24 protein-coding genes, 2 tRNA genes, 1 other RNA gene and 1 pseudogene are annotated in these 22,807 nt (G+C 71.1%); 17 read left to right on the top strand and 11 right to left on the bottom strand.

Going from position 1 to position 22,807, the window contains the following annotated elements; translation table 11 throughout:
* Positions 1–1,139 precede the first annotated feature (1,139 nt).
* Positions 1,140–3,251: pseudogene (locus ACQEUU_RS03495) on the bottom strand (DNA polymerase III subunit gamma and tau); the annotation flags it as partial.
* A 28-nt stretch (positions 3,252–3,279) separates the two neighbouring features.
* Positions 3,280–3,378, bottom strand: an RNA gene (ffs, locus tag ACQEUU_RS03490) — signal recognition particle sRNA small type.
* Between the two features lie 84 nt (positions 3,379–3,462).
* Here ffs and ACQEUU_RS03485 point away from each other — a divergent pair.
* From ACQEUU_RS03485 to ACQEUU_RS03460, 6 genes are all read left to right on the top strand, one after another.
* Positions 3,463–3,547: transfer RNA gene (locus tag ACQEUU_RS03485), tRNA-Ser, on the top strand.
* 437 nt (positions 3,548–3,984) lie between these two features.
* Complete coding sequence (locus ACQEUU_RS03480; RefSeq protein WP_433060157.1) at positions 3,985–4,185, top strand: hypothetical protein; 201 nt, start codon at positions 3,985–3,987, stop codon at positions 4,183–4,185.
* Positions 4,186–4,276: 91 nt separating this feature from the next.
* Complete coding sequence (locus tag ACQEUU_RS03475) at positions 4,277–5,374, top strand: threonine aldolase family protein (protein ID WP_433060154.1); 1,098 nt, start codon at positions 4,277–4,279, stop codon at positions 5,372–5,374.
* Positions 5,375–5,470: 96 nt separating this feature from the next.
* Positions 5,471–5,881, top strand: a complete 411-nt coding sequence (locus tag ACQEUU_RS03470) for a VOC family protein (RefSeq protein ID WP_270154181.1) — start codon at positions 5,471–5,473, stop codon at positions 5,879–5,881.
* Positions 5,882–5,978: 97 nt separating this feature from the next.
* Complete coding sequence (locus tag ACQEUU_RS03465; RefSeq protein WP_433060150.1) at positions 5,979–8,363, top strand: ATP-binding cassette domain-containing protein; 2,385 nt, start codon at positions 5,979–5,981, stop codon at positions 8,361–8,363.
* A gap of 60 nt (positions 8,364–8,423) precedes the next feature.
* Complete coding sequence (locus ACQEUU_RS03460; protein ID WP_433060147.1) at positions 8,424–8,750, top strand: YbaB/EbfC family nucleoid-associated protein; 327 nt, start codon at positions 8,424–8,426, stop codon at positions 8,748–8,750.
* Between the two features lie 10 nt (positions 8,751–8,760).
* On the opposite strand, the gene ACQEUU_RS03455 is transcribed toward ACQEUU_RS03460, so the two are convergent.
* Together ACQEUU_RS03455 and ACQEUU_RS03450 are read right to left on the bottom strand one after the other, a co-directional pair.
* Positions 8,761–9,711, bottom strand: a complete 951-nt coding sequence (locus ACQEUU_RS03455; RefSeq protein ID WP_433060144.1) for a hypothetical protein — start codon at positions 9,709–9,711, stop codon at positions 8,761–8,763.
* A gap of 12 nt (positions 9,712–9,723) precedes the next feature.
* Positions 9,724–10,125: a hypothetical protein gene (locus ACQEUU_RS03450; protein WP_433060141.1), complete on the bottom strand. Its 402-nt coding sequence runs from the start codon at positions 10,123–10,125 to the stop codon at positions 9,724–9,726.
* 170 nt (positions 10,126–10,295) lie between these two features.
* Here ACQEUU_RS03450 and ypfJ point away from each other — a divergent pair, with 170 nt between their 5' ends.
* Together ypfJ and ACQEUU_RS03440 are read left to right on the top strand one after the other, a co-directional pair.
* Positions 10,296–11,129 (top strand): KPN_02809 family neutral zinc metallopeptidase, encoded by an 834-nt coding sequence (gene ypfJ / locus ACQEUU_RS03445; protein ID WP_433060138.1) that lies wholly within the window; start codon positions 10,296–10,298, stop codon positions 11,127–11,129.
* 37 nt (positions 11,130–11,166) lie between these two features.
* Entirely contained in the window at positions 11,167–11,463 is a 297-nt protein-coding gene (locus ACQEUU_RS03440) for a type II toxin-antitoxin system VapB family antitoxin (protein WP_433060136.1), read from the top strand.
* 142 nt (positions 11,464–11,605) lie between these two features.
* On the opposite strand, the gene ACQEUU_RS03435 is transcribed toward ACQEUU_RS03440, so the two are convergent.
* The 4 genes from ACQEUU_RS03435 to ACQEUU_RS03420 form a co-directional block, all read right to left on the bottom strand.
* A tRNA-Ser gene (locus ACQEUU_RS03435) sits at positions 11,606–11,692 on the bottom strand.
* A 10-nt stretch (positions 11,693–11,702) separates the two neighbouring features.
* Entirely contained in the window at positions 11,703–12,158 is a 456-nt protein-coding gene (tadA, locus tag ACQEUU_RS03430; RefSeq protein ID WP_433060134.1) for a tRNA adenosine(34) deaminase TadA, read from the bottom strand.
* Positions 12,155–12,631: a tRNA adenosine deaminase-associated protein gene (locus ACQEUU_RS03425; protein ID WP_433060131.1), complete on the bottom strand. Its 477-nt coding sequence runs from the start codon at positions 12,629–12,631 to the stop codon at positions 12,155–12,157. The genes tadA and ACQEUU_RS03425 overlap by 4 nt, the downstream gene beginning before the upstream one ends.
* Positions 12,632–12,644: 13 nt before the next feature.
* Positions 12,645–13,154 (bottom strand): tRNA adenosine deaminase-associated protein, encoded by a 510-nt coding sequence (locus ACQEUU_RS03420; protein WP_433060129.1) that lies wholly within the window; start codon positions 13,152–13,154, stop codon positions 12,645–12,647.
* Between the two features lie 153 nt (positions 13,155–13,307).
* Between ACQEUU_RS03420 and upp the strand changes: the two genes are divergently transcribed.
* From upp to ACQEUU_RS03385, 7 genes are all read left to right on the top strand, one after another.
* Positions 13,308–13,946 carry a uracil phosphoribosyltransferase gene (upp, locus tag ACQEUU_RS03415; RefSeq protein ID WP_433060126.1) on the top strand — a complete coding sequence of 213 codons (639 nt, stop codon included), beginning with the start codon at positions 13,308–13,310 and terminating at the stop codon, positions 13,944–13,946.
* Between the two features lie 141 nt (positions 13,947–14,087).
* Positions 14,088–14,312, top strand: coding sequence for a hypothetical protein (locus ACQEUU_RS03410; protein ID WP_433060123.1), 225 nt, complete (start codon positions 14,088–14,090; stop codon positions 14,310–14,312).
* A 99-nt stretch (positions 14,313–14,411) separates the two neighbouring features.
* On the top strand, positions 14,412–14,570 hold the full coding sequence (locus ACQEUU_RS03405) for a hypothetical protein (protein ID WP_270154167.1): 159 nt from the start codon (positions 14,412–14,414) through the stop codon (positions 14,568–14,570).
* The gene (locus ACQEUU_RS03400; RefSeq protein WP_270154165.1) at positions 14,567–15,100 is read left to right on the top strand and encodes a PH domain-containing protein; all 534 of its coding nucleotides are present in this window, start codon (positions 14,567–14,569) and stop codon (positions 15,098–15,100) included. The genes ACQEUU_RS03405 and ACQEUU_RS03400 overlap by 4 nt, the downstream gene beginning before the upstream one ends.
* Positions 15,101–15,196: 96 nt before the next feature.
* The gene (locus tag ACQEUU_RS03395; RefSeq protein WP_433060119.1) at positions 15,197–16,528 is read left to right on the top strand and encodes a helix-turn-helix domain-containing protein; all 1,332 of its coding nucleotides are present in this window, start codon (positions 15,197–15,199) and stop codon (positions 16,526–16,528) included.
* A gap of 102 nt (positions 16,529–16,630) precedes the next feature.
* Positions 16,631–17,305, top strand: coding sequence for a FadR/GntR family transcriptional regulator (locus ACQEUU_RS03390; protein WP_433060116.1), 675 nt, complete (start codon positions 16,631–16,633; stop codon positions 17,303–17,305).
* A 71-nt stretch (positions 17,306–17,376) separates the two neighbouring features.
* A complete protein-coding gene (locus tag ACQEUU_RS03385; RefSeq protein ID WP_433060113.1) occupies positions 17,377–17,832 on the top strand; it encodes a MarR family winged helix-turn-helix transcriptional regulator in 456 nt (151 codons plus the stop codon).
* On the opposite strand, the gene dnaN is transcribed toward ACQEUU_RS03385, so the two are convergent.
* From dnaN to ACQEUU_RS03370, 3 genes are all read right to left on the bottom strand, one after another.
* Positions 17,815–18,912 carry a DNA polymerase III subunit beta gene (dnaN, locus tag ACQEUU_RS03380; RefSeq protein WP_433060110.1) on the bottom strand — a complete coding sequence of 366 codons (1,098 nt, stop codon included), beginning with the start codon at positions 18,910–18,912 and terminating at the stop codon, positions 17,815–17,817. The two genes, ACQEUU_RS03385 and dnaN, sit on opposite strands and share 18 nt — an antisense overlap.
* Positions 18,913–18,977: 65 nt before the next feature.
* Complete coding sequence (locus tag ACQEUU_RS03375; protein ID WP_433060107.1) at positions 18,978–19,628, bottom strand: response regulator; 651 nt, start codon at positions 19,626–19,628, stop codon at positions 18,978–18,980.
* Positions 19,625–21,058, bottom strand: a complete 1,434-nt coding sequence (locus tag ACQEUU_RS03370) for a sensor histidine kinase (RefSeq protein ID WP_433060104.1) — start codon at positions 21,056–21,058, stop codon at positions 19,625–19,627. The genes ACQEUU_RS03375 and ACQEUU_RS03370 overlap by 4 nt, the downstream gene beginning before the upstream one ends.
* 109 nt (positions 21,059–21,167) lie before the next feature.
* On the opposite strand from ACQEUU_RS03370, the gene ACQEUU_RS03365 reads away from it, so the two are divergent.
* Positions 21,168–22,073 carry an ABC transporter ATP-binding protein gene (locus ACQEUU_RS03365; protein WP_433060101.1) on the top strand — a complete coding sequence of 302 codons (906 nt, stop codon included), beginning with the start codon at positions 21,168–21,170 and terminating at the stop codon, positions 22,071–22,073.
* Positions 22,070–22,804 carry an ABC transporter permease gene (locus tag ACQEUU_RS03360; protein WP_433060098.1) on the top strand — a complete coding sequence of 245 codons (735 nt, stop codon included), beginning with the start codon at positions 22,070–22,072 and terminating at the stop codon, positions 22,802–22,804. Before ACQEUU_RS03365 ends, ACQEUU_RS03360 begins: the two co-directional genes overlap by 4 nt.
* Positions 22,805–22,807: the final 3 nt, after the last annotated feature.

Genomic DNA, 22,807 nt, shown 5'->3' with positions numbered 1-22,807 from the left:
CCGGTCAGGTGTGGTCGACTCGCCGGGCCGCGCGCCTCGTCTTCCGGTCAGGTGTGGTCGATCTCGCCGATGACCTTGGCGCCCAGCTCCCGCTCCAGGAGTGCCATCCCCGACAGTTCGTCCACGTCGGCGTCGGCGTCGTTCAGCGGGTCCACGTCATCCGCGTCGGCGGCGTTGCCCCGCTTCGGGATGGCGCTCGGCCATCCGCCCGCGCCACTGCCATGCCGGGCGGCCGCGACCCGGGGGCCGGCCTGCGCCGCCGCCCTGGCCGCCGAACGGGCGGCAGCCAGCCCGGTCCCGGCCATCCCGCCCTTGGGAGCCGCCTGCGACGGATCCGGCGTCGGCGGAGAACCGAGCCCGGGATCGTCAGGAGCGGACGGCCAAGACTCGTCCGTCGTCGGCCGCGAAGTCCCGCCGTACGCCCCGGCCCGCACACCTCCGGCCGCCGGTACACCTCCGGCCGCCGCGGCTCCACCGGACACCGGCACGCCCGCAGCCGCCGTGGACCCACCCGGCACACTCCCGGCCGCTCCGGAGGCGCCCGCACCACCGGCCGCCACCGACCCGCCGGGCACACCCGCGGTAAGCACCCCTCCAGCAGTCGCGGAACCGCCGACCACCGGCCCGCCCCAGGCAGCCGAACCATCCGGCGCGCCCCCGGCAGCACCGAAGCCACCCGCACCACCGGCCGCGGACTCCCCGGGCCCACCCGCCGTCGGTACGCCTCCGGCCGCCACGGACCCGCCAGGCCCGCCTGCCCGCACCCCTGCGACCACCACGGGCCCACCGGGCCCACCGGGCCCACCGGGCCCACCGGACCCACCGGACCCACCGGACCCACCGGCCGCCGGCGCGCCTCCGGCCGTCACCGACCCGCCAGGCCCACCGGCCGTCATGGGCCCGCCGGGCGCGCCGGTCGTCAGAGGGCCTCCGGCCGTGGCGGAACCACCCGGCGCGCCTCCGGCCGGATGCGCCGGTCCGGCGTGCGGACCGTGCCCAGCCGAGCCGGGGGTCATCGCGGTTTCGCCCCCGGAGCCGCCCTGCGGTCCGGGGCCGGCTTCAGCGGACGGCCCGGCACCACCCCCCTGCCGGTTCTCGCCGGTCGGCCCGCCAGCAGCGCCGCCCGGGCCATGAGGCCCTGGAGCGCCGCCGGAACCGTACGCGGAACCGCCGGGACCCGCGCCTCCCGCGGGTCCGGCAGGAGCGCCGGAGTAGCCCCCGCGAGACGGCGGAGGCCCGTTGCCGACCACGGCCTCGACCCGCCACGTGCCTCCCAGCACGTCGGCGAGCGCCGTGGCCACGACGGCGTCCTTGCCGCCGCCGGTGAAGTTCTTCATCGCGCCGATCTGGGTGAACCCGAGCGTCACCAGGTTTCCCTCGACCCCGACCACCTGGGCGTTGGTGCTGACGTTCGCCCACACGACGATGCTGCGCTGCTTGAGGGCCGCCAGCACCGCGGGCCACTGCTGCTGCAGCCCGGCCGTGGCCATGCCGCCGCCCGCCTGCCCGCCGCCCGCCTGCCCGCCGCCCGCCTGCCCGCCGCCCGCCTGCCCGCCGCCCGCCTGCCCGCCGCCCGCCTGCCCGCCGCCCGCCTGCCCGCCGCCCGCCTGCCCGCCGGAAGCCTGCCCGCTGGAAGCCTGGCCGCCGTGCGCGTGCGACGGCCCGCCCGGTGCCTGCCCTCCGGACTGGGGCTGGCCACCGTACGGCGAGGCATTCGCGGACCCGCCGCCCGGCCGGGCCGGCTCGGGCCAGTCGTCATCGGCCCGCTCATCGGTCTGCCCGGCGCGCACCGACCGGGACCGGTCCTGCGCCGCGCCGCCCTCCGCCGCGTCCAGCGCCTGACCGCTGGGCGTGGCCACAGTGCCCGGCCCATCCGGCCCACCCGCAGGCCCGGCGCCCGAACCTCCCTGCGGTACGGATACCGGCCCCGCCGCGGATGAGACGCCGGGCTCCTGATGTCCGGGAGCCATGGCCGCGCCACCGCCCGCGGCTCCCGTACCGGGAACTCCTGGGGCGCTCCCCATGGCTCCATGAGGGGAAGGGCCGCGCGACGGCTGCCCGGCCGGGACCGCGCGGGCGGCCATGCCGGCGACGGCGCCGCCGCGTTCGAGGCGCTCCAGGCGGGCCAGCAGGGCCGCCTCGCCCTGCTCCGCCGCCGGGAGGAGCACCCGCGCGCACATCAGCTCCAGGAGCAGGCGGGGCGAGGTGGCGCCGCGCATCTCCGTCAGGCCCGCGTTGAAGATCTCGGCCGCGCGGGTCAGCTCGGCCGGCCCCATCGACGACGCCTGCTGGACGAGCCGCTCCAGCTCGTCGGCGGGCCGGTCGAGCAGGCCGTTGGTCGCCGCCTCGGGGACGTTGGCCAGGATGACCAGGTCACGGAAGCGTTCGAGCAGGTCGGAGGCGAAGCGTCGGGGGTCGTGACCGCCTTCGACGACCCGGTTGACCGTCTGGAAGACCTGGGCGCCGTCGCGGGCGGCGAACGCGTTGACCACCTCGTCCAGGAGGTCGGCGTCGGTGTAGCCGAGCAGGGAGACGGCGCGGGCGTAGGTGATGCCGTCGTCGCCGGCTCCGGCGAGGAGCTGGTCGAGGATGGACTGCGAGTCGCGGGCCGAGCCCGCGCCGGCGCGGACGACGAGTGGCAGCGCGGCGGGCTCGTACGGGACGTTCTCGGCGGCGAGGATCTCCTCCAGCAACGCGCGCAGCGTCGCCGGGGGGATCAGCCGGAACGGGTAGTGGTGCGTGCGCGACTTGATCGTGCCGATGACCTTCTCCGGCTCGGTCGTCGCGAAGATGAACTTCAGGTGGGGCGGAGGCTCCTCGACGAGCTTGAGCAGCGCGTTGAAACCCTCACGGGTCACCATGTGCGCCTCGTCGATGATGTAGATCTTGAAGCGTGCCGACACCGGGGCGAAGAACGCCCGCTCCCGCAGGTCGCGGGCGTCGTCGACGCCGCCGTGCGAGGCCGCGTCGATCTCGATGACGTCGAGGTGGCCGGGTCCGGTGGGGGCGAGCGCCACGCACGAGTCGCACACGCCGCACGGGTCGGGAGTCGGGCCCTTCTCGCAGTTGAGCGACCGGGCCAGGATGCGCGCGCTGGAGGTCTTGCCGCATCCGCGCGGGCCGCTGAAGAGGTAGGCGTGGTTGATGCGGCCGGTGCGCAGCGCCTGCCGCAGCGGGTCCGTGACGTGTTCCTGACCCTTGACCTCCGCGAAGGTGCCGGGTCGGTACTTGCGGTAAAGCGCAAGGCTCATGCGACCATCCCGCCTGCGAGGGGCTCCCAACGAAGGAACCCCTCGCACACCCGCCAGAGCCCGCTTATCCTTGCTGCCTTCCGGCCCTGGGGAGGTTCACAGGATGACGCCGCGCGAGGGGTCCGGGGACAGTCTATCCACACGCGCGCAGTACTCGCTGCCACCAAAATGGTGGTCACGGGACCCCGGGGAGTCCGGTAAGCTCGTCGGCGGAGGATTCGCCTAGTGGCCGAGGGCGCACGCTTGGAAAGCGTGTAAGGGGCAACCCTTCGGGGGTTCAAATCCCCCATCCTCCGCGCCTGGTTGAGGCAGTAAACGCGAAGGGGCCGACCCTATCCAAGTCGGCCCCTTTCGCTATGTCCGGCCCTTTTCACTCGTGTCGGCGCTGCGCCCTAGATCGCCACCGCGGCCGAGGATCTGCCGCAGACCGCACTGACGAAGACCGAGCGCCCCGACGAGATCGAGACCCGCATCACCATGCGGCAGGCGCTGCTGGCGCTCCCGCCCCGCTAAGCGCGGTGCTGGTGCTGCGCTACTACGAGGACCTCTCCCGAATCGGCGGTCGCCAAGATCACGGGCTGCTCGATCGGGACCGCGGCGCTCCTCGGCAGTCCGGCCGGGTTCGTCTTTTGCACGCCGGCGAAGGAGGGGGAACCGGGGAGCCGGCGGTCTTCACGTACTGGGGCAACGAGGCTCCCGGCGACCTGGCGGCCGGTCTGACAGGTGACCTCACGTGGACGCGTACGTGGTGCAGAACGCCGGCCGGCAGCCGGGGACCGGACATTTCCGCGTGTGGCCGGTCGCGTCACCCCGGGAGTGCGGATCACCGACACGCCGCCCGTCACCCGTGACCGCCTACGACGAGGCGGGCGCGGTCGCCGGGCAGGTGCGCGACGTCACGTACCTGTGGACGGGCCCGCGAGCCGAGGACTGACCGCGACGCCGGCACGACAGGGGTATGCACGGTGTTCCCCATGCCCGTACGCTTATTGCACATTTATCGCAATAAGCACAGGAGGCTCCCCATGGCCGACGCCGGCACGCCGATCCGGCGGTCGTTGTTCCTGCACGCGCCGATCCGGCGCGGGCCGCGCAGGATGCTGGAGCGGATGCTGGCCCTGGTGGACGACGACACCCCGGCCGACGGCCCCGAGGGTCCCGTCGCGGTGCTGGAACGGCGGATGGCCGAGCTGCTCGGCAAGGAGTGCGCGCTGTTCTTCCCCAGCGGCACGATGGCCCAGCAGACCGCGCTGCGCGTGCACGCCGACCGGCGCGGCCGGCGCACGTTCGCCGCCCACCCGCACACCCACCTGGACGTGTGGGAGGAGCAGGGCTACAACGCCGTCCACGGCCTGCTGTTCCGCGCGACCGGCGACCCGCACGAGCTGATGACGGCCGACGACCTCGCGGGGATCGGCGAGCCGCCGGCGGCGGTGGTCTGGGAGCTTCCGCAGCGCGACCTCGGCGGCCTGCTGCCCAGCTGGGACGAATTGTGCGAGCAGGTGGCGATCGTGCGGGCCACCGGCGCCGCCGCGCACCTGGACGGGGCCAGGCTGTGGGAGGCCCAGACCTTCTACCGGCGGCCGTTCGACGAGATCGCCGCCCTGTTCGACACCGTCTACGTCTCCCTCTACAAGAGCCTGCAGGGCGTGCGCGGCGCGGTGCTCGCCTCCGACGCGGCCACCGTCGACGTGGCACGGGTGTGGCGGCAGCGGCTCGGCGGCGGCATCCGCGACGCCTGGCCGCTCGCCCTGGCCGCGCTGGTCCACCTCGACACGCTGGCCGACGAGATGCCCGCCTACCGGGAGCACGCCATCGCACTCGCCGCCGCGATCAACGCCGACGGCGCGGCCCGCGCCTTCCCCGACCCGCCGCAGACCCCGCTGTTCCACGTCCACCTGCCCGCCGACCGGCGCGCCGTCGAGCGGGCCGGGCAGGCGCTCCTCGCCGAGCGGGGCATCCAGCTCTGGGGCCGGGTGCGGTCGGCGTCCGAGCCGGGCCGATGCTCCTTCGAGGTCACCGTCGGCGAGAACGCCATGGACTTCACCCCGGACGAGGTGGCCGCCCTGATCCGCGACGTGCTCGCCCGCGCGGCCGAGCCGGTGAATGCCGGGCGAAGGTGAAAGCCGGTCGGAAGTGCCGCGGGCTGGCCACGGACTGGCCGGTACCGGTCAGGAATCGAGAAGCGCCGTCCACGCACCGGGCCTAGCGTGTGAGGCATGGACATCACCATTCACGCGAGCTTCCTCCCGCACGACGACCCAGAGGCGTCGCTGGTCTTCTACCGCGACGGCCTCGGCTTCGAGGTTCGCAACGACGTCGGGTACGACGGGATGCGCTGGATCACGGTGGGCCCGGCCGGCCAGCCCGACACGTGCATCGTCCTGCAGCCGCCCGCCGGTGACCCCGGGCTCACCGACGAGGAGCGCCGTACCATCGCCGAGATGATGGCCAAGGGCACCTACGCCGGCGTCGTCCTGGCCACCCCCGACCTGGACGGGCTGTTCGAGCGGCTGCGGTCCCGCTCCGTCGACGTCGTCCAGGAGCCGGCGGAGCAGCCGTACGGGGTGCGCGACTGCGCGGTCCGCGACCCGGCGGGCAACCTGATCCGCATCCAGGAAGCCCGCTGACGATCAGCCGGTCCGTCGAAGTGGCGGGGCGAAGCTGGTTTGATCGGACCTGAAGCCGCGGGACCCGAACGAGCGGAACGATGGAGACACGATAGGCATGAGCGCGAGAACGGACACGCGACCGACCGAGCCGCACGCCGCCGACACCCATGACCTGATCCGGGTGCACGGCGCGCGTGTGAACAACCTCAAGGACGTCAGCGTCGAGATCCCCAAGCGCCGGCTGACGGTGTTCACCGGCGTCTCCGGCTCGGGCAAGAGCTCTCTGGTGTTCAGCACGATCGCCGCCGAGTCCCAGCGACTGATCAACGAGACCTACAGCGCCTTCGTGCAGGGCTTCATGCCGTCCCTGGCCCGGCCCGAGGTCGACGTGCTCGACGGGCTGACGACCGCGATCATCGTCGACCAGCAGCGGATGGGGGCCGACCCCCGCTCCACCGTAGGCACCGCCACCGACGCCAGCGCGATGCTGCGCATCCTCTTCAGCCGGCTCGGCGAGCCGCACCTCGGCTCGCCGCAGGCGTTCTCGTTCAACGTCCCGACGGTACGGGCGAGCGGCGCGATCACGGTCGAGCGCGGCGCCCGCAAGACCGAGCGGGCGACCTTCACCCGCATCGGCGGCATGTGCCCGCGCTGCGAGGGCCGAGGGTCGGTCTCCGACATCGACCTCACCCAGCTCTACGACGACTCCAAGTCGCTGGCCGAGGGCGCGTTCACCATTCCCGGGTGGAAGTCCGACAGCTTCTGGACGGTGCAGGTCTACGCCAAGTCGGGCTTCGTGGACCCGGACAAGCCGATCCGCGACTACACCAAGAAGGAACTCCAGGACTTCCTCTACAAGGAGCCGACCAAGGTCAAGGTCGAAGGCGTCAACCTCACGTACGAGGGACTGATCCCCAAGGTCCAGAAGTCGTTCCTGTCGAAGGACCGGGAGGCGATGCAGCCGCACATCCGGGCGTTCGTGGACCGGGCGGTCACCTTCACCACCTGCCCGGAGTGCGACGGCACCCGGCTCAGCGAGGAGGCCCGCTCCTCGAAGATCAGGGGCCTCAGCATCGCCGACGTCTGCGCGATGCAGATCAGCGACCTCGCCGCCTGGGTACGCGGCCTCGACGAGCCGTCGGTGGCGCCGCTGCTCGGCAAGCTGCTGCACACCCTCGACTCGTTCGTGGAGATCGGCCTCGGCTACCTCTCGCTGGACCGGCCGGCCGGCACGCTGTCGGGCGGCGAGGCCCAGCGCACCAAGATGATCCGCCACCTGGGCTCCGCGCTCACCGACGTGACGTACGTCTTCGACGAGCCGACGATCGGGCTGCACCCGCACGACATCCAGCGGATGAACGACCTGCTGCGGCGGCTGCGCGACAAGGGCAACACGGTCCTGGTCGTCGAGCACAAGCCGGAGACGATCGCGATCGCGGACCACGTCGTCGACCTCGGCCCCGGCGCGGGCGCGGCGGGCGGCGCCATCTGCTTCGAGGGGACCGTGGAGGGCCTGCGGGCCAGCGGCACGGTCACCGGCCGTCACCTCGACGACCGCGCGTCGCTCAAGCAGAAGCCGCGCACCCCCACGGGCGCGCTGGAGATCCGCGGCGCCACCCGGCACAACCTCCGGAACGTCGACGTCGACATCCCGCTCGGGGTGCTCTGCGTGGTCACCGGCGTGGCGGGCTCCGGCAAGAGCTCGCTGATCCACGGCTCGATCCCCGCCTCCTCAGGTGTCGTCTACGTCGACCAGAGCCCGATCAAGGGCTCACGGCGCAGCAACCCGGCCACCTACACCGGGCTGCTGGACCCGATCCGCAAGGCGTTCGCCAAGGCCAACGGCGTGAAGCCGGCGCTGTTCAGCGCCAACTCCGAGGGTGCCTGCCCCGACTGCAACGGCGCAGGCGTCGTCTACACCGACCTCGGGATGATGGCCGGCGTGGCGACCACCTGCGAGGAGTGCGAGGGGAAGCGGTTCCAGGCGGCGGTGCTGGAGTACCGCCTCGGCGGACGCGACATCAGCGAGGTGCTCGCGATGGCCGTGACGGATGCCCTGGAGTTCTTCGCCGCGGGCGAGGCGCGCACGCCGGCCGCGCACGCCGTCCTCGGCCGGCTCGCCGACGTCGGGCTCGGCTATCTCAGCCTCGGCCAGCCGCTCACCACGCTGTCCGGCGGCGAGCGGCAGCGGCTCAAGCTGGCCACCCACCTGGCCGACAAGGGCGGCGTCTACGTCCTGGACGAGCCGACCACCGGCCTGCACCTCGCCGACGTGGAGCAGCTGCTCGGCCTGCTCGACCGGCTGGTCGAGGCCGGCAAGTCGGTCATCGTCATCGAGCACCACCAGGCGGTCATGGCGCACGCCGACTGGATCGTGGACCTCGGCCCCGGCGCCGGCCACGACGGCGGCCGGGTCGTCTTCGAGGGCACGCCGGCCGACCTCGTCGCCGCCCGCTCCACCCTCACAGGCGAGCATCTGGCGGCCTATGTCGGCGTCTGAACGTTCCTGTCCGTTTCGCTTTCGTAGCGTGATGGAAATCCGTGGTCGAGAAAATGCCTCATGGCCGAACGCGAGTTTTACACCGGTGACCCCGAGCTCGACCGCATCATGGCGGAGTTCCAGGCGAACTCCCAGGAGTTCTCCGGCGTCATGGGCGAGGTCGACGAGGTCGTCGGCCGGGCGGCGACCCCGGACGACAAGATCAAGGTGAAGGTGTCGGTGTCCGGGCAGCTCACCGGGCTGCACATCGACCCGCGGGCGATGCGGATGAGCTCGCAGGAGCTGGCCCGGACGATCGTCGACCTGTCGCACCGCGCGGCGGAGGACGCGGCGCGGCACCTCATGCGGGTGACGCGGCCCTACCTGGAGGAGGACCGCGGCCGCTAGCCGGTCCCGCTCAGATGCGCGGGATCAGGCTGCGCGTCCCGTGCACGATGAACTTCTGGTACATCTCCTGCTCGGTCAGCCCGTGCTCCGTGCCGGGCAGCGGGTTGTCGCCGCGCTGCACGTCCAGGGCCACCGAGTACGTGGTCGAGGCGGCCATCCGGGGGATGAAGTTCCCGGTGTTGAGCGCCTGGCCGTTCGGCAGGGGGATGTTGGTGGTGAGGGTGCGCAGGCCGGGGACCTTCGCCATCAGCGCCCCGGATCCGTCGATGACCCCGTTGAAGGCCATGTTCGCCACGAAGTGCTCGCGGAAGGTCGTGAGGTTGTGGCCGACCGACCTGACGTCGTTGCCGGACAGGTCGGTCTCGATGCCGCCCACGTAGTTGAGGCCAAGAGGCAGCACCACCTCGCCTGTCGCGTACGAGACGCTGTCGGCCACCCAGTAGGCGAAGGTGGGCAGCAGCAGGGTGACGAACCGGTGGGCGCTCAGTTTGAGCAGGATCGCCTGCCGCTTCATGATCATCTGGAACAGCTTCCAGGTGTAGATCTGGTAGCCGATGGTGTACATCATGTCGACGGTCAGGATCCAGCACAGCACGCGCAGCGCGTGGTTGACCTTCTCGATGACGTCGGCATAGGCCCGGCAGGCGTTGGCCGCGTTGCGGTGCTTGACGGAGACCGCGAACAGCGCGGGCCCGTACTCGTTCTCCCAGAACCGCTTGAACTCGTCGACCGCCTTGTCCGAACTCTTCGTCCAGACCGTCCGGGCAGCGGCGTTCGCCTCCCGGAAGTGCTCGTCGACGGCGTCGGCCATCTCGTCCAGGACGTCGGCCGCCCGGCGGATCCGCTCCGGGTCGCCTTCGAGATAGGAGATGCCGAACAGCACCTCGGGAGCCAGCGCCCCCGCGAGGCCGGCACCGGCCATGCCGCCCAGGGCGACCTTGCTCGCGAGACCGACGGCCATGCGCGCCTCCTCTCAGGCCCGTTCCACCGGGGTGGCGGGCACGCTGATCTCGTCGTTCTCACGGTCACCGTAGGCGACCAGATCCCGCACGGACGCGGTCCGGTTGATCATGCTGGCCCAGTCGGCCGCCTTGACGTTCTTGCTCATGGCCACGACGGCCGTGCCGATGTCCTGGTAGGCCTTGACCATGTTGTTCATCGCCGTGGTCAGGTCCTCATAGGCGCTGTCGAACCCGGGGTGGCCGTCGGCGCCCCGGCGGAAGGTCCTCGCGGCCTCGTCGCTTCCCGGGTTCCCGAAGTACGGGATGAGCGACACCAGCTCCCCGCGAAGACCGGCCATCTTCCTGGCCAGGTCCGCGCCCTCGCCGTGGATGGCCTTCCCGCCGTTCTCCATGCTCGAATGATCGATCTCCAAGGCTGTCGCCTCCTTCGGCGGCCAGCCTTCACGTCCTGTGTTACCTGGAGATCACTGAGCAGTTTCGATCACGTAGCGTGAGGACCGGGCCAGACGGCCGGCGCCGAGGAATCATGATCTGTCCTGGGGGAAGCAGGCATGGCGCACCCCCCACGAAAGGACAGCCGGCGATGGACTTCAGGGACGACGTCAACCTCGACGCTTCACAGGTGGAGGATCGCGGCGGCGGAGGAGGGGGCGGCGGCGGCCGGTTCCCCGGCGGCATGATCGTGGGCGGCGGCGGGATCGTCAGCCTGATCGCGCTCGTCCTGGTCTTCGTGCTCAACAACGTCGGCGGGGGCGGCGAGCCGGCCCAGCAGCAGCCCCCCGCGAACCTCGCCGAGGAGTGCCGCACCGGCAAGGACGCCGACCAGACGGAGAAGTGCCAGGTCGTCGGCGTGGTCAACAGCATCCAGGACTACTGGAAGACCGAGCTCGCGGAGTACCGAGCGGCCAAGACCGTGCTCTACTCCGGCGGGGTGCGCACCGCCTGCGGCGCGGCCGACTCCTCCGTCGGCCCGTTCTACTGCCCCGGCGACCAGCGGGTCTACCTGGACCTGACCTTCTTCGACGACCTGAAGTCGCGCTTCGGGGCCAAGGGCGGCCCGTTCGCGCAGGCGTACGTGATCGCCCACGAGTACGGTCACCACGTGCAGAACCTGCTGGGCGCCCTGAGCTCCGGCAGTTCGGTGGCCGTCGAGCTGCAGGCCGACTGCTATTCCGGCGCGTGGGCCAGGAACGCCTACGAGGGCGGCTTCTACGCCAAGGAGTTCACCACGACCGACATCGCCGAGGCCCTCGACGCGGCGGCGGCGGTCGGTGACGACCGGATCCAGCAACGCAGCGGCGGCCGGGTCGATCCGGAGTCGTTCACGCACGGCAGCTCGAAACAGCGGATGGCGGCGTTCCAGCTGGGATACGACACCGGAGATCCGGGCCGGTGCGAGGGCGCGGAGCTGAGGTGAGCAGCGAGCGTGCGGATTCTCTCCTAAAATCGGTGGGGTGATCTTCAAGATGGTCGGCGACGGACGGCCCTATCCCGAACATGGACTGTCCAACCGCGACTGGGCTCAGATACCGCCGCGGCAGGTCCGGCTCGACTCATTGATCACCACGAAGGCCATGCTGGATCTGCATTCGCTGCTCGCCGCCGATTCCACGTTCTACGGCGACCTCTTTCCGCATGTCGTGCAGTGGCAGGGGGAGCTTTATCTCGAAGACGGCCTGCATCGGGCGCTGCGCGCGGCCCTGCATCAGCGGACCATCCTGCACGCCCGAGTCCTTGAACTACCTAGTTAGTAAAAGGGCCGCGCATCGCGGCCCTTTTCCTTTTCCGGTCAGGCGGTGCGGTGCGGTGCGGGCTCCGCAGCGGCCTCGCCGGGCGGAGAGCGCGGGTGGAAAAGCGAAAGGCCCCCGCTCGGTGCGGGGGCCTTTCGGGCGGCGGTGGTGGTGGGATTTGAACCCACGGATGAGTTGCCCCATCACACGCTTTCGAGGCGTGCGCCCTCGGCCACTAGGCGACACCACCGCGGACGAGTTTACCGGATCCGGCGAGTGCGGAAGAACGCCTTGAGCTCGGCCGCGCACTCCTCGGCCAGCACGCCCATGACGACCTCGGGCCGGTGGTTGAGCCGGCGGTCGCGGACCACGTCCCAGAGGGAGCCCACGGCCCCGCCCTTCTCGTCGACGGCCCCGTACACGATCCGGTCGATCCGGGACAGGACGGCGGCTCCCGCGCACATCGTGCAGGGTTCGAGCGTGACGACGAGCGTGCAGCCGTCGAGCCGCCAGGTCCGGCGGCTGCGGGCGGCCTCGCGGAGCGCGAGGACCTCGGCGTGCGCGGTGGGGTCGGCGGTGGACTCGCGGTCGTTGCCGGCGGCGGCGAGGATCTCGTCCGACGGGCCGACCACCACCGCGCCGACGGGCACCTCGCCGCGCCCGCCCGCCGCGGCGGCCTCGGCGAGCGCCCGCCGCATGGCGGCGGTCCAGGTCATCGCAGGCGGTCGAGCTCGTCGGCGAACGACAGCCGCTCGGCGAGCACCGAGACGACGTCGGCCGGCAGCATGCCCTCTTCCATGCTTAGCTCCAGCAGCTCCTCGGAGCTGACGCCGAGGTCGCTCAGCAGCTCGAAGTCGCCGGCCGGGCGCACGCCCAGCTCGGTGCCCTCCTTCTCGGGCGCCACCCCAGCGAACTCGGCGAAAAGCTCGCCCAGCTGGTGGGACGTGATCGCGTGCGCGTCGGAGAGGAACACCCGGGGCTCCTCGTCGTCGCGGTAGCGGGCGATCGCGAACCATTCGTCCTCGACCTCGACGCAGAGCAGGGCCAGCTCGTCGCCGGCCAGCCCGAGCGCCTCGGTCACCGCGTCGCCGAAGTCGTCGACGATCTCGACGCCGGTCAGGTCGACCTCCGCGCCGCTCCAGCCGTCGGAGGTCCTGACGAAGGCCGCGGAGAAGGTGTTGGCAGCCATGTCGCTCCAGGGGTCAGTCGAAGACCGATTCGATGGCGCGCTCGAACGGCTCCGAGAACCCGAGCCGCGACGCGATGCTGGACAGGACCTCGTCCGGCAGCAGGTCGACGTCACCGGAGAGGATGCCGAGCTCCATCTCGTCGAGGCCCAGGTCCGCGAAGATCGACAGATCGCCCGCGGGCAGCGCGGTGTCCTCGTCCTGGAGGATCTCGTCGAGCTCCTGCTCGTCGGGCACCGGCACGTCGAGGTAGTCGAGCACCTGCTCGGCCAGCGGGAAGTCCCACGAGGCGGCGATGTCGGACAGGAAGACATCGACCCGCTCACCCAGGACCCGCAGCGCCACGAAGAACTCATCCCCCACGGCCACGAGACCAATCGTGCCGCTCTCGCTCGGCTGCTGGCGAAGCGCCTTGACCAGTCCTTGCAGGTCCGACGTGAGCGCCACGGGGAGCAGCTCGGCGTCCCAGCGGTCGTCCTCCCGATAGACCACGATGGCGAAATCGAGCGCCTCTTCGTCTGTCATCGCGATCCCCCACCCGACCCTGATCCCAGAGTCTCGCCAGTTTTCCAATCGTTCCAGAACAGGCTGCCCGCCGTGTGCGGCTCCGACCAAATTGTGATCAAAACCGGGGCCACGATGTGCTGGTACGTAGCACACAAGATAGCGTTGTCCGTTATGGAAACCCTCGTCGTCGACCATCCGCTCGTGGCGCACAAGCTCACCGCGCTGCGGGATGTCCGCACCGACTCCCCCACCTTCCGTATGCTCGCGGACGAGTTGGTGACGTTGCTGGCGTACGAGGCCACCAGGGACGTCCGCGTCGTCGAGGTGACGGTGGAGACCCCGGTCTCGCCCGCGCGGGGCCTGCGGATGGCCAAGCCGTACCCGCTGGTGGTCCCGATCCTGCGGGCCGGCCTGGGCATGCTCGACGGCATGACCCGGCTGCTGCCCACCGCCGAGGTCGGGTTCCTCGGCATGATCCGCGACGAGGAGACCCTCCAGGCGGAGACGTACGCCACCCGGCTCCCCGACGACCTGTCGGGCCGGCAGTGCTACGTGGTGGACCCGATGCTGGCCACGGGCGGCACGCTCGCGGCGGCGATCAAGTTCCTGTTCGACCGGGGCGCGGAGGACGTGACGGCGATCTGCCTGCTGGCCGCCCCCGAGGGCCTGGCGTACATGGACAAGACGTTCGCCGACTCCGGCCACCCCATCCGCGTGGTCACCGCGGCGCTCGACGAGCGGCTCAACGAGAGCGGCTACATCGTGCCGGGGCTCGGCGACGCGGGCGACCGGCTCTACGGCGTCGTCTGACATCCCCCTTCCGACCTGCGCGTTTCCCCACCTCAGGTGGCCACTTCGTTACATACTGTGATTGCATGGGTATGAGGCGTGACGAAGACACTGGGTGTGGGGGATCACCATGAGCGTTTGTCCGACCTCCGGGGTGTGCTCGTGAACGATCACACCGAGCCGGAGCCGAGCCCGTACGCGGAGGTCGAGGCGGCGCTGCGCGAGGAGTTCGCCGGCGTCCACTCCGCGGCCACCGTGACGCGCTGCGTCGAGGCGGCGCACTACGGCGCGCTGGAGGTCACGGGCTACGCCCACCCCAACCTGGTCGAGCGGATCGCCCGCAAGCATCTCCACGTCCTGGCCCTCGTGGCCAGCGACCGTGGCTGAGCAAGATCGGAACTAGCTTGCCGAGGACACCTTTACCCCGGCTTGGGGATGGGTACTGTATACGGCGGGTGGAGTGGGTAAGTCGGTACGGAGGCGACAGTGCAGGTCAAAAAGGTCCTCACATACGGCGGCATCGGTTTTGTCGCGTACTACCTGTTCGCGAGGCCCGCTGACGCGGCCGACGCGGTCAGGGGGGCGTTCGACACGATGTTCACCGCGGCCGATTCGCTGGCCCAATTCGTGAACCATCTCGCATGAGACTTGTGACCCACGGGGACTCCGCCCCGTCGTCGGTCAACCGCTACCTCCTCCCCCAAGAGCAACAGGTCATCATGGTGCGGCGCCACCCCGCCGTGCTGCTCCGTCCCGTGGCCGAGGTCTTCGGCGGCCTGGTCGTCGCCGGGCTCCTGAGCCGGTTCTTCAGCGGCGAGGGCGGGGGCGGCACCGCCCTGGTCGTCGTCTGGTGGCTGTGGCTGCTGCTGTTGATCCGTTTCGTCTGGAAGGTGGCCGAGTGGTCTGTTGACTACTTCGTCGTCACATCCAAACGGATGCTCCTGACAACCGGACTGATCACGCGCAAGGTCGCGATGATGCCGCTGGGAAAGGTCACCGACATGAGCTTCCAGCGATCACTGCTGGGGCGCATGCTGGGCTATGGGGAGTTCATCCTGGAGTCCGCGGGCCAGGACCAGGCCCTCTCCACGGTGAAGTACATTCCGTACCCGGAGACTCTGTACCTGGAGGTCTGCTCGATGCTTTTCCCCGGCAAGGACGACGGGGACGATTAATCTCCACGTAGAGAATTCTTGGGCCGGGTATACCCCATTCGGCTACTTCATGCAATCATTGCGGAGTGTTGACCCTTCCCCGCCTTGAGAGATGAGATGCCGAGTCAGGGAACCATCGGTGACCGCGTCCGAGGACTGCGGCTGAACAGGCGGATGTCTCAGGCCCAGCTGGCCGGACCCGACCTGTCGGACAGTTACGTCTCACTCATTGAGTCGGGTAAGCGCACGCCGACTCCCGTCGTCGCCAGACTCCTCGCCGAGAGGCTCGGCTGCACCACCGAGTTCCTTCTGCACGGCATAGAGCCACGCCAGCGCATCGACACCGAGCTCGGCCTGCGCCATGCCGAGCTGGAGTTGCAGCACGGCGACCCCGCCATAGCGGCCGACCGATACACCGAGATCGTCAAGGTCGCCGACGAGGAGAACGCCATGCTCACGGCGCAGGCCCGCTTCGGCAGGGCCCGGGCGCTGGAGGCCCAGGGCAGGCTCGGGCAGGCGGTCGAGGCCTTCGAGCGGCTCCGCAGGGAGGCCGCCGCCCATCCGGAGCGGCTGGCCGATCTGCCGATCACCATCGCGCTGAGCCGCTGCTACCACCGGGCCGGCGACCGGCTGCGGGCCCGCGACCTGGCGTCGAAGGCCCTGGAGCAGGCCGAGCGGATGTCGATCGAGCAGGGCGAGCTGGCCGCCGACCTGGCCTGCGCGCTGGTGGAGGCCCACGCCGACCGCGAAGGCGGCTCCCCCGAGCTCGCCTACGTCAAGAAGGTGCTCGACATCGCCGGCCCGGGCGAGATTATGGACCGTTCCGGAGAGGTCGACGCCCTGTGGAAGGCGAGCGGCACGGCCGCCGCGGGCGAGGACTCCGCGCTGGCGGTGCGCCTGGCCGACGACGCCATCAACGCGGGCCGCGACCAGCGGATCGGTCTCCAGCTGGCCCGCGCCGCCATGCGCTGGGCCCGGCTCGAGGCGACGCCGGCGGAGGAGGCGCGGCGGTTCGCGGAGGCGGCCGTGCGCGCGTTCGCGGCGGCGGACCGCGCAACCGAGCACGGCGAGGCCCTGATCGTGCTGGCCCGGGTCGTGCTGCGCGCCGAGCCGGAGCGGGCCGACCAGCTCGCCGGTGAAGCGCTCGGGCTGGTCGCCGGAGGCGCGGCGGCCGCGGAGGCGCACCTCGTGCGCGCCACGCTCGCCATGTCGCGCCAGGCCGATCCGGCCGGACACCTCAGCGCGGCTCGCATCGTCCTCGACGGCGTCGGCCGCCAGCCGTACGGCGCCGACCGGGCCGTCGCGCGGTGCTGGCGCGAACTGGGCGACCTTTACGGTCAGGCCGGCGATCCGGCCCAGCAGACCGCCGCGTATCGTAAGGCCCTGGAAGCGGCCGGGGTTCGCTCGATGCTGGCGGGTCTGCCGGTCGACGTGAACGTCACCCGCTGACGTCGGGGGGTTCCAGGCTCGGGCTCCCCGAGTCTGGAATACACTGGGGTTCCACCAGTCATTGACTCATAGGATGATTGGTTTCCCCAGAGGAGGCGGACTGTGAGTCTGCGTACGGCGCAGCGGGCTTCGCTCGTCGACCAGGTGATCGACCAGCTCAAGGAGCAGATCATCACCGGGTCATGGCAGATGAACGGCAAGATCCCGACCGAGACGGTGCTCGCGGAGCAGCTCGGCGTGGGACGCAACACCGTTCGCGAGGCCGTACGCGCGCTGACTCATGCCGGACTGCTGGAGTGCCGCCAGGGCGACGGCACCTACGTCCGCGCGACCAGCGAGCTGTCCGGGGCGATGCTCCGGCGGCTGCGCCAGGCCGAGCAGCTGGAGATCTTCGAGGTCCGGCGGGCGCTGGAGGTGGAGGCCGCCAGGCTGGCGGCCACCCGGCGCACCGACGAGGACATCACGCGCATCGAGGCGGCGCTCGCCGAGCGCGACCGCGCCTGGGAGCAGGACGACCCGACCCGGTTCGTGGAGACCGACCTGGCCTTCCACATGGCCGTCGCCTACGCCACGCACAACCGGGTGCTCATCGACCTGTACGAGGACTTCTCCGCGGCGCTGCGGGCCAGCATCACCGCGGCCGGCACGTCGCTCAACAAGACCTACATCCCGCACGACGCGATCGCCCGCGCCATCGCCGCCGGCGACGCCTCCGCCGCCGAGCGGGCGGGGCATGCCTGCATGGAGCACATCCTCATCGCGCTCACCGAGGACTGACGCAGGGGAGCTCGCCCGGCGTCCCGGCCCTTGTACGGTGATGGTGAGGATCGCTGACCAGTGGGGGTCTCGTGCGGCGGGGTGACAGGAAGCAGCGCGAGCCCGACCTGGGCATGCTGAGCGCGCGGACCCTCCTCAGCCTGCAGAAGGAGCTGTTCGCGACCCTGGCCGAGCAGGGCCATCCGAGGCTGCGGCCACGGCATGGCGCGGTGCTCGCGTACCTCGACGAGGAGGGCACCCGGGCCACCGAGCTCGCCGCCCGGTCGGGTCAGCACAAGCAGGTGATCGGCGCCCTGGTGGACGAGCTGGCCGAGCTCGGGTACGTGGCCCGGCGCCCCGACCCCGGCGACCGGCGGGCCAAGCTGATCGTGCCGACCGACGAAGGGCTGGACCTGCTGGCACGCTCGGACACGGTCATGGCCGCCATCGAGCGGCGGCACGCCGAAGCCGCGGGCGAGGCCGACTACGCGGTCTTCAAGCGGGTCTTCCGCCTCGTCGCCGCGCGCCAGTCAGGTCAGGCGCAGTGACATCACCAGATAGCGGAAGGCCGGGTCGGCGTCACCAGGCACGTCCTGGATGAGGGCCGGCCGGGTCGGCGACTCCATGTGGATGCCGACCAGCTCCGTCTCGACGCCGGTGAGCCCGTCGAGGAGGAACTGCGACTGGAAGGCGATCTGGATGTCGTCGCCGCGCAGCTCGCAGTCCATCACCTCGGCGCCGCGGCCGATGTCGCCGCCGCCCGCCTGGATGAGCACCTGGCCCTGACTGAACGACAGCCGGATCGCGGTGTTGCGCTCGGCCACCAGCGCCACCCGCTTGACCGCCGCCACGAACGGCGCCACGCGGACGTCGGCCCTGATCGACCACTGGGAGGTCAGCCGGCCGCGGTAGTCGATGAACTGCTCGTCGAGCAGGCGCACGGTGGTGCTGCGGCCCACGCTCTCGAACCCGGCGACCCCGTCGCCGAGCGCGACCCGCACCTCGCCGCCGCGCAGCGACCGGGCCACCTCCACCAGCACCCGGGCGGGCACCATGGCGGAGACCGCCGTGTCGGGGGCGGCCGGCCGCCAGCCGAACTCGCGGGCGGCGATGCGGTAGCGGTCGGTGGCGGCCATCGTCACCGACTCGCCCTCCACGTCGACACGGATGCCGGTGAGCATGGGAAGCGTGTCGTCGCGGCTGGCCGCGGGCGCGACCTGGCCCACGGCCGAGGCGAACACGCCACCGCCGATGGCGCCGATGGCCGGCGGCATCGTGGGCATCGTGGGAAAGTCCTCCACCGGCATGGTGATCAGGCCGAACTCGGCGGTGCCGCAGGTCAGAACCGCTTCCTGGCCCTCGGTGACGATCTCCACGTCCTCTTCGGGCAGGCTCCGGCTGATCTCGGCGAGCAGCCGGCCGGGGATCAGCACGCGGCCGGCCTCGGCCACGTCGGCGTCGACGTCGGCCCTGGCCGAGACGTCGTAGTCGAACGCGGACAGGCTCAGCCCGTCACCGGCCTCCAGCAGCAGGCCGGACAGCACGGGGGTCACAGGACGGCTGGGCAGGACCCTGGCGGCCCAGGCGACGGCGTCGGCCAGAACATCACGGTTAACCCGGATCTTCACCTGATCGACCCTTTCTTCTCGGCATGCCTTTAGAAGGTATCCGAGAGCACCGACAAAGCCTCCCGTCAGCGGCTGTTCAGGTAGGCGAGGACCGCCAGCACCCTGCGGTTGTCGTCGTCGGACGGCGCCAGGCCCAGCTTGCCGAAGATGCCGGCCGTGTGCTTGGCCACGGCGCTCTCGCTCAGGTAGAGACGCTGGGAGATGGCGGCGTTGGAGCGGCCCTCCGCCATCTGCTCCAGCACCTCACGCTCGCGCGGGGTGAGCGCGGCCAGCGGCTCGTTCTTGGCGTTGCTGGCCAGCAGCTTGGAGATGACCTCCGGGTCCATCGCGGTGCCGCCCGCCGCCACCCGGCGCACGGCGTCGACGAACTGCTCGGCGTTGAACACCCGGTCCTTGAGCAGGTAGCCGATGCCGCCGGAGCCGTCGGCCAGCAGCTCGCGCGCGTAGAGCTGCTCGACGTGCTGCGACAGCACCAGGATCGGCAGGCCCGGCACCTTCTGGCGCGCCTGCAGCGCCGCCTGCAGCCCCTCGTCGGTGAAGGTCGGCGGCAGCCGCACGTCCACCACCGACACGTCGGGACGCAGCTCCAGCAGGCCCTTGAGCAGCTCCGGGCCGCTCTCGACGGCGCCGACCACGTCGAATCCGTGCGCCTGGAGCAGGCGTACCAGCCCGTCCCTGAGCAGGTAGAGGTCCTCCGCGACGAGCACCCGGTTCATGCGCAGAACCCCATGTCTCCCGCGTGGGGCCGGGCCGCCCGTGGCCCCTCCTTGTGGTGGGCCGGGATCGCCACCGCTGCCACGAACATGGCCGTGCCGAGCAGGATCATGAAAGCGATCGTCGGCCACCGCCACGGCTCCGGCAGATACAGCGCGAGGAACCAGCTCCTGTGCTCGAAGTCGATCGCGTTGAAGATCGCGGCCACGATGCCCTGCGGGAACAGCGGGCACCAGGCCGTCGACCACAGGGACACCACCATGACCATCTTCCAGCGCGGCAGCTTGGGCAGGTCACCGGCCCAGTGCTGGGGCAGCACCTTCGGCAGCTCTATGGTCACCGTCGTCGGCCCGCCCGGCGGGCTGTGGACCGCCATCACGCCGTCGAAGGCCGCCAGGCGGCGCTCGATCCCGGACAGGCCGCTGCCCTTGGCCGGATCGGCGCCGCCCCACCCGTCGTCGGTGACGGTGATGCGCAGGTTCGGGCCGTTGCCGCTGATGTCGATCTCGACCGACTCCGCCCCGCCGTGCCGGGCGGCGTTGGCCAGCAGCTCGCTGACCGCGAAGTACGCGGCCGCCTCCACCGGCGCCTCCGGCCGGTGCGGCAGGTCCACCTCGACCGACACCCGCAGCGGACTGTCGATGGCCAGCGCCCGCACCGCGTCGCCGAGCCCGCGCTCGGCCAGCACCGGCGGGTGAATGCCGCGGATCACCTGGCGCAGCTCGGTCAGCGTCTCCGCGGACGCCTCCCTGGCCTTGGCCATCAGCGCCCTGGCCGCCCTCGGGTCGGACTCCATGAGCTGCTCGGCGGCGCCGATCGTCATCCCGAGCGCCACCAGCCGGGCCTGCGTGCCGTCGTGCAGGTCACGCTCGATCCTGCGCATCTCGGCGGCCTGCGTGTCCACGGCGAGGTTGCGTACCCGGTTGAGGCGGTTGACCTGACCGGCCAGGCGGCTGGACGTGGTCGCGGCGAGCAGCAGCTCGCACCAGAGCCCGTACAGGCGCAGCCCGCGCCCGGGAAGCAGGACCAGCAGCGGCAGCAGCATCAGCTTGATGAACGGGTCGAGCAGCAGCCACAGCGCGTCGCGCCAGGTCGCCGGGTCGGTGATCAGCCAGTTCCAGCGGTCGTTCCAGGCGGGCATCCGGGGCGTCTTGTAGAGCGTGCGGTGCGACCGGTAGAGACCGTCTGACTGCGGCTGCGGGGGCGGCGGCTTCGGCAGGTACGGGGGCTCGATGACGATCCCGGCGGAGGTCCTCACCAGGTCCCGCGTCGCCCCCGCCACCCATCTGATCATCCGCACCTGCGGCGGGAGCAGGAACACCATGCCCAGGCCGAAGGTGAGGATCACGGCCAGGAACGTGGACACGACCGTCAGCAGCTCGACGACCACCAGCATGAGCAACCACAGGACGTGACCGAACTTCCGCACCATGCCTCTAGTGTGCGGGATGCGCCCGTGTCCGCACATTGCATCTAAGTACACCCTAGCCCGGCAACCAGCACGATTCCGGCGCAGAAGCGGCGTCCCTAGCGTCGTCACCATGAACGTCATCGAGGTCAAGAACCTCCACAAGCGCTACAAGGACCACGTGGCGGTGGACGACGTGTCGTTCGAGGTACGGGCCGGCGAGGTCTTCGGCATCCTCGGACCGAACGGCGCGGGCAAGACCACCACCGTCGAATGCGTGTCGGGCCTGCGCGTCCCCGACGGCGGCACCCTCCGGGTGGCCGGCATCGACCCCGTGGCGGACCGGAACGCGCTCCGCCGGGTGCTGGGCGTCCAGCTGCAGAGCGCCGCGCTGCCCGAGAAGATCAAGGTGTGGGAGGCGCTCGACCTGTACGCGTCCTTCTACGCCGAACCCGCCGACTGGCGGGACCTGATAGAGCGGGTCGGCCTGACCGCCAAGCGCGACACCATGTTCGGCAAGCTCTCCGGCGGCCAGCGCCAGCGGCTCTCCGTCGCGCTCGCGCTCGTCGGCAGGCCGCGCATCGCCGTGCTGGACGAGCTGACCACCGGGCTCGACCCGCAGGCCCGCCGCGACACGTGGGAACTGGTCGAGCGGGTGCGCGACTCCGGCGTGACGATCGTGCTCGTCACCCACTTCATGGAGGAGGCCGAGCGGCTCTGCGACCGCGTCGCGCTCATCGACTCCGGCCGGGTCGCCGCCGTCGACTCGCCCTCCGGGCTCGTGGCCCGGGTCGGCGGCGAGCAGAAGGTGCGGTTCAGGCCGTCCGCGCCCGTGGCCGACTCCGTGCTGACGTCCCTGCCGGAGGTCAAGGAGGTCGTCCGCACGGGCGACCAGGTGGTCGTCACCGGCATCGGCAACCTGGCCCCGGCCGTCACCCTCGCGCTCGCCGAACAGGGCATCGTCCCCAACGACCTGCGGATCGAGCAGGCCACGCTGGACGACGCGTTCCTCGCACTCACCGGAAGGAAGCTGGCATGAACAAGATCCTGCTCGTGGAGACCAAGCTGCTCGGGCGCGACTGGATCGCCGCCGGGCTGACACTCGCGCTCCCCCTCGGGCTGCTGCTGATCCTGGGGCAGATCCCCGACCTGCAGAAGCCCGACCCGAACCTGGGCGGGCAGCGGTTCGTCGACGCCCAGCTGCCTGCCCAGATGATCCTGCTCGCGCTGCTGACGACCGCTTTCACCGTGCTCCCCAGCGCGATGGCCACCTACCGGGAGCAGGGCGTGCTGCGCCGGATGTCGACCACGCCGATGCACCCGGGCCGGCTGCTCGGCGCGCAGCTCCTGCTCAACCTGGTCATGGCTCTGGTCAGCGCCATCGTGGTGATCGTCGCCGGTCGGCTGGTGCTCGGCTCGCACATCCCCGAGCAGCTCTTCGGGTTCCTGCTGGTGTTCCTGCTCGGCGCCGCCGCGATGCTGGCGCTCGGCCTGGTGATCGCCGCCGTCGCGCCCAACAGCAAGTCCGCGCCCGGCATCGGCTCGGTGGCGATGTTCCCGCTGCTGTTCGTGGCCGGCATGTGGATCCCGCGCGAGATCATGCCGGACACCCTGCGCACGATCAGCGACTACTCCGTGGTCGGCCCGTTCGTCAACGCGATGCGCGACACCTGGGCCGGCGACTGGCCGCAGCTGCCCCACCTGGCCGTCATGCTCGTCGGCCTGGTCCTTTTCACGGGACTCGCCGTGCGCCTGTTCAAGTGGGAGTAGTTT

The organism is Nonomuraea sp. CA-218870 (assembly GCF_050936535.1).
Taxonomy (GTDB): domain Bacteria; phylum Actinomycetota; class Actinomycetes; order Streptosporangiales; family Streptosporangiaceae; genus Nonomuraea; species Nonomuraea corallina.
The sequence above is the reverse complement of the archived record's forward strand: the minus strand, read 5'-3'. Positions and strand labels throughout refer to the sequence as shown.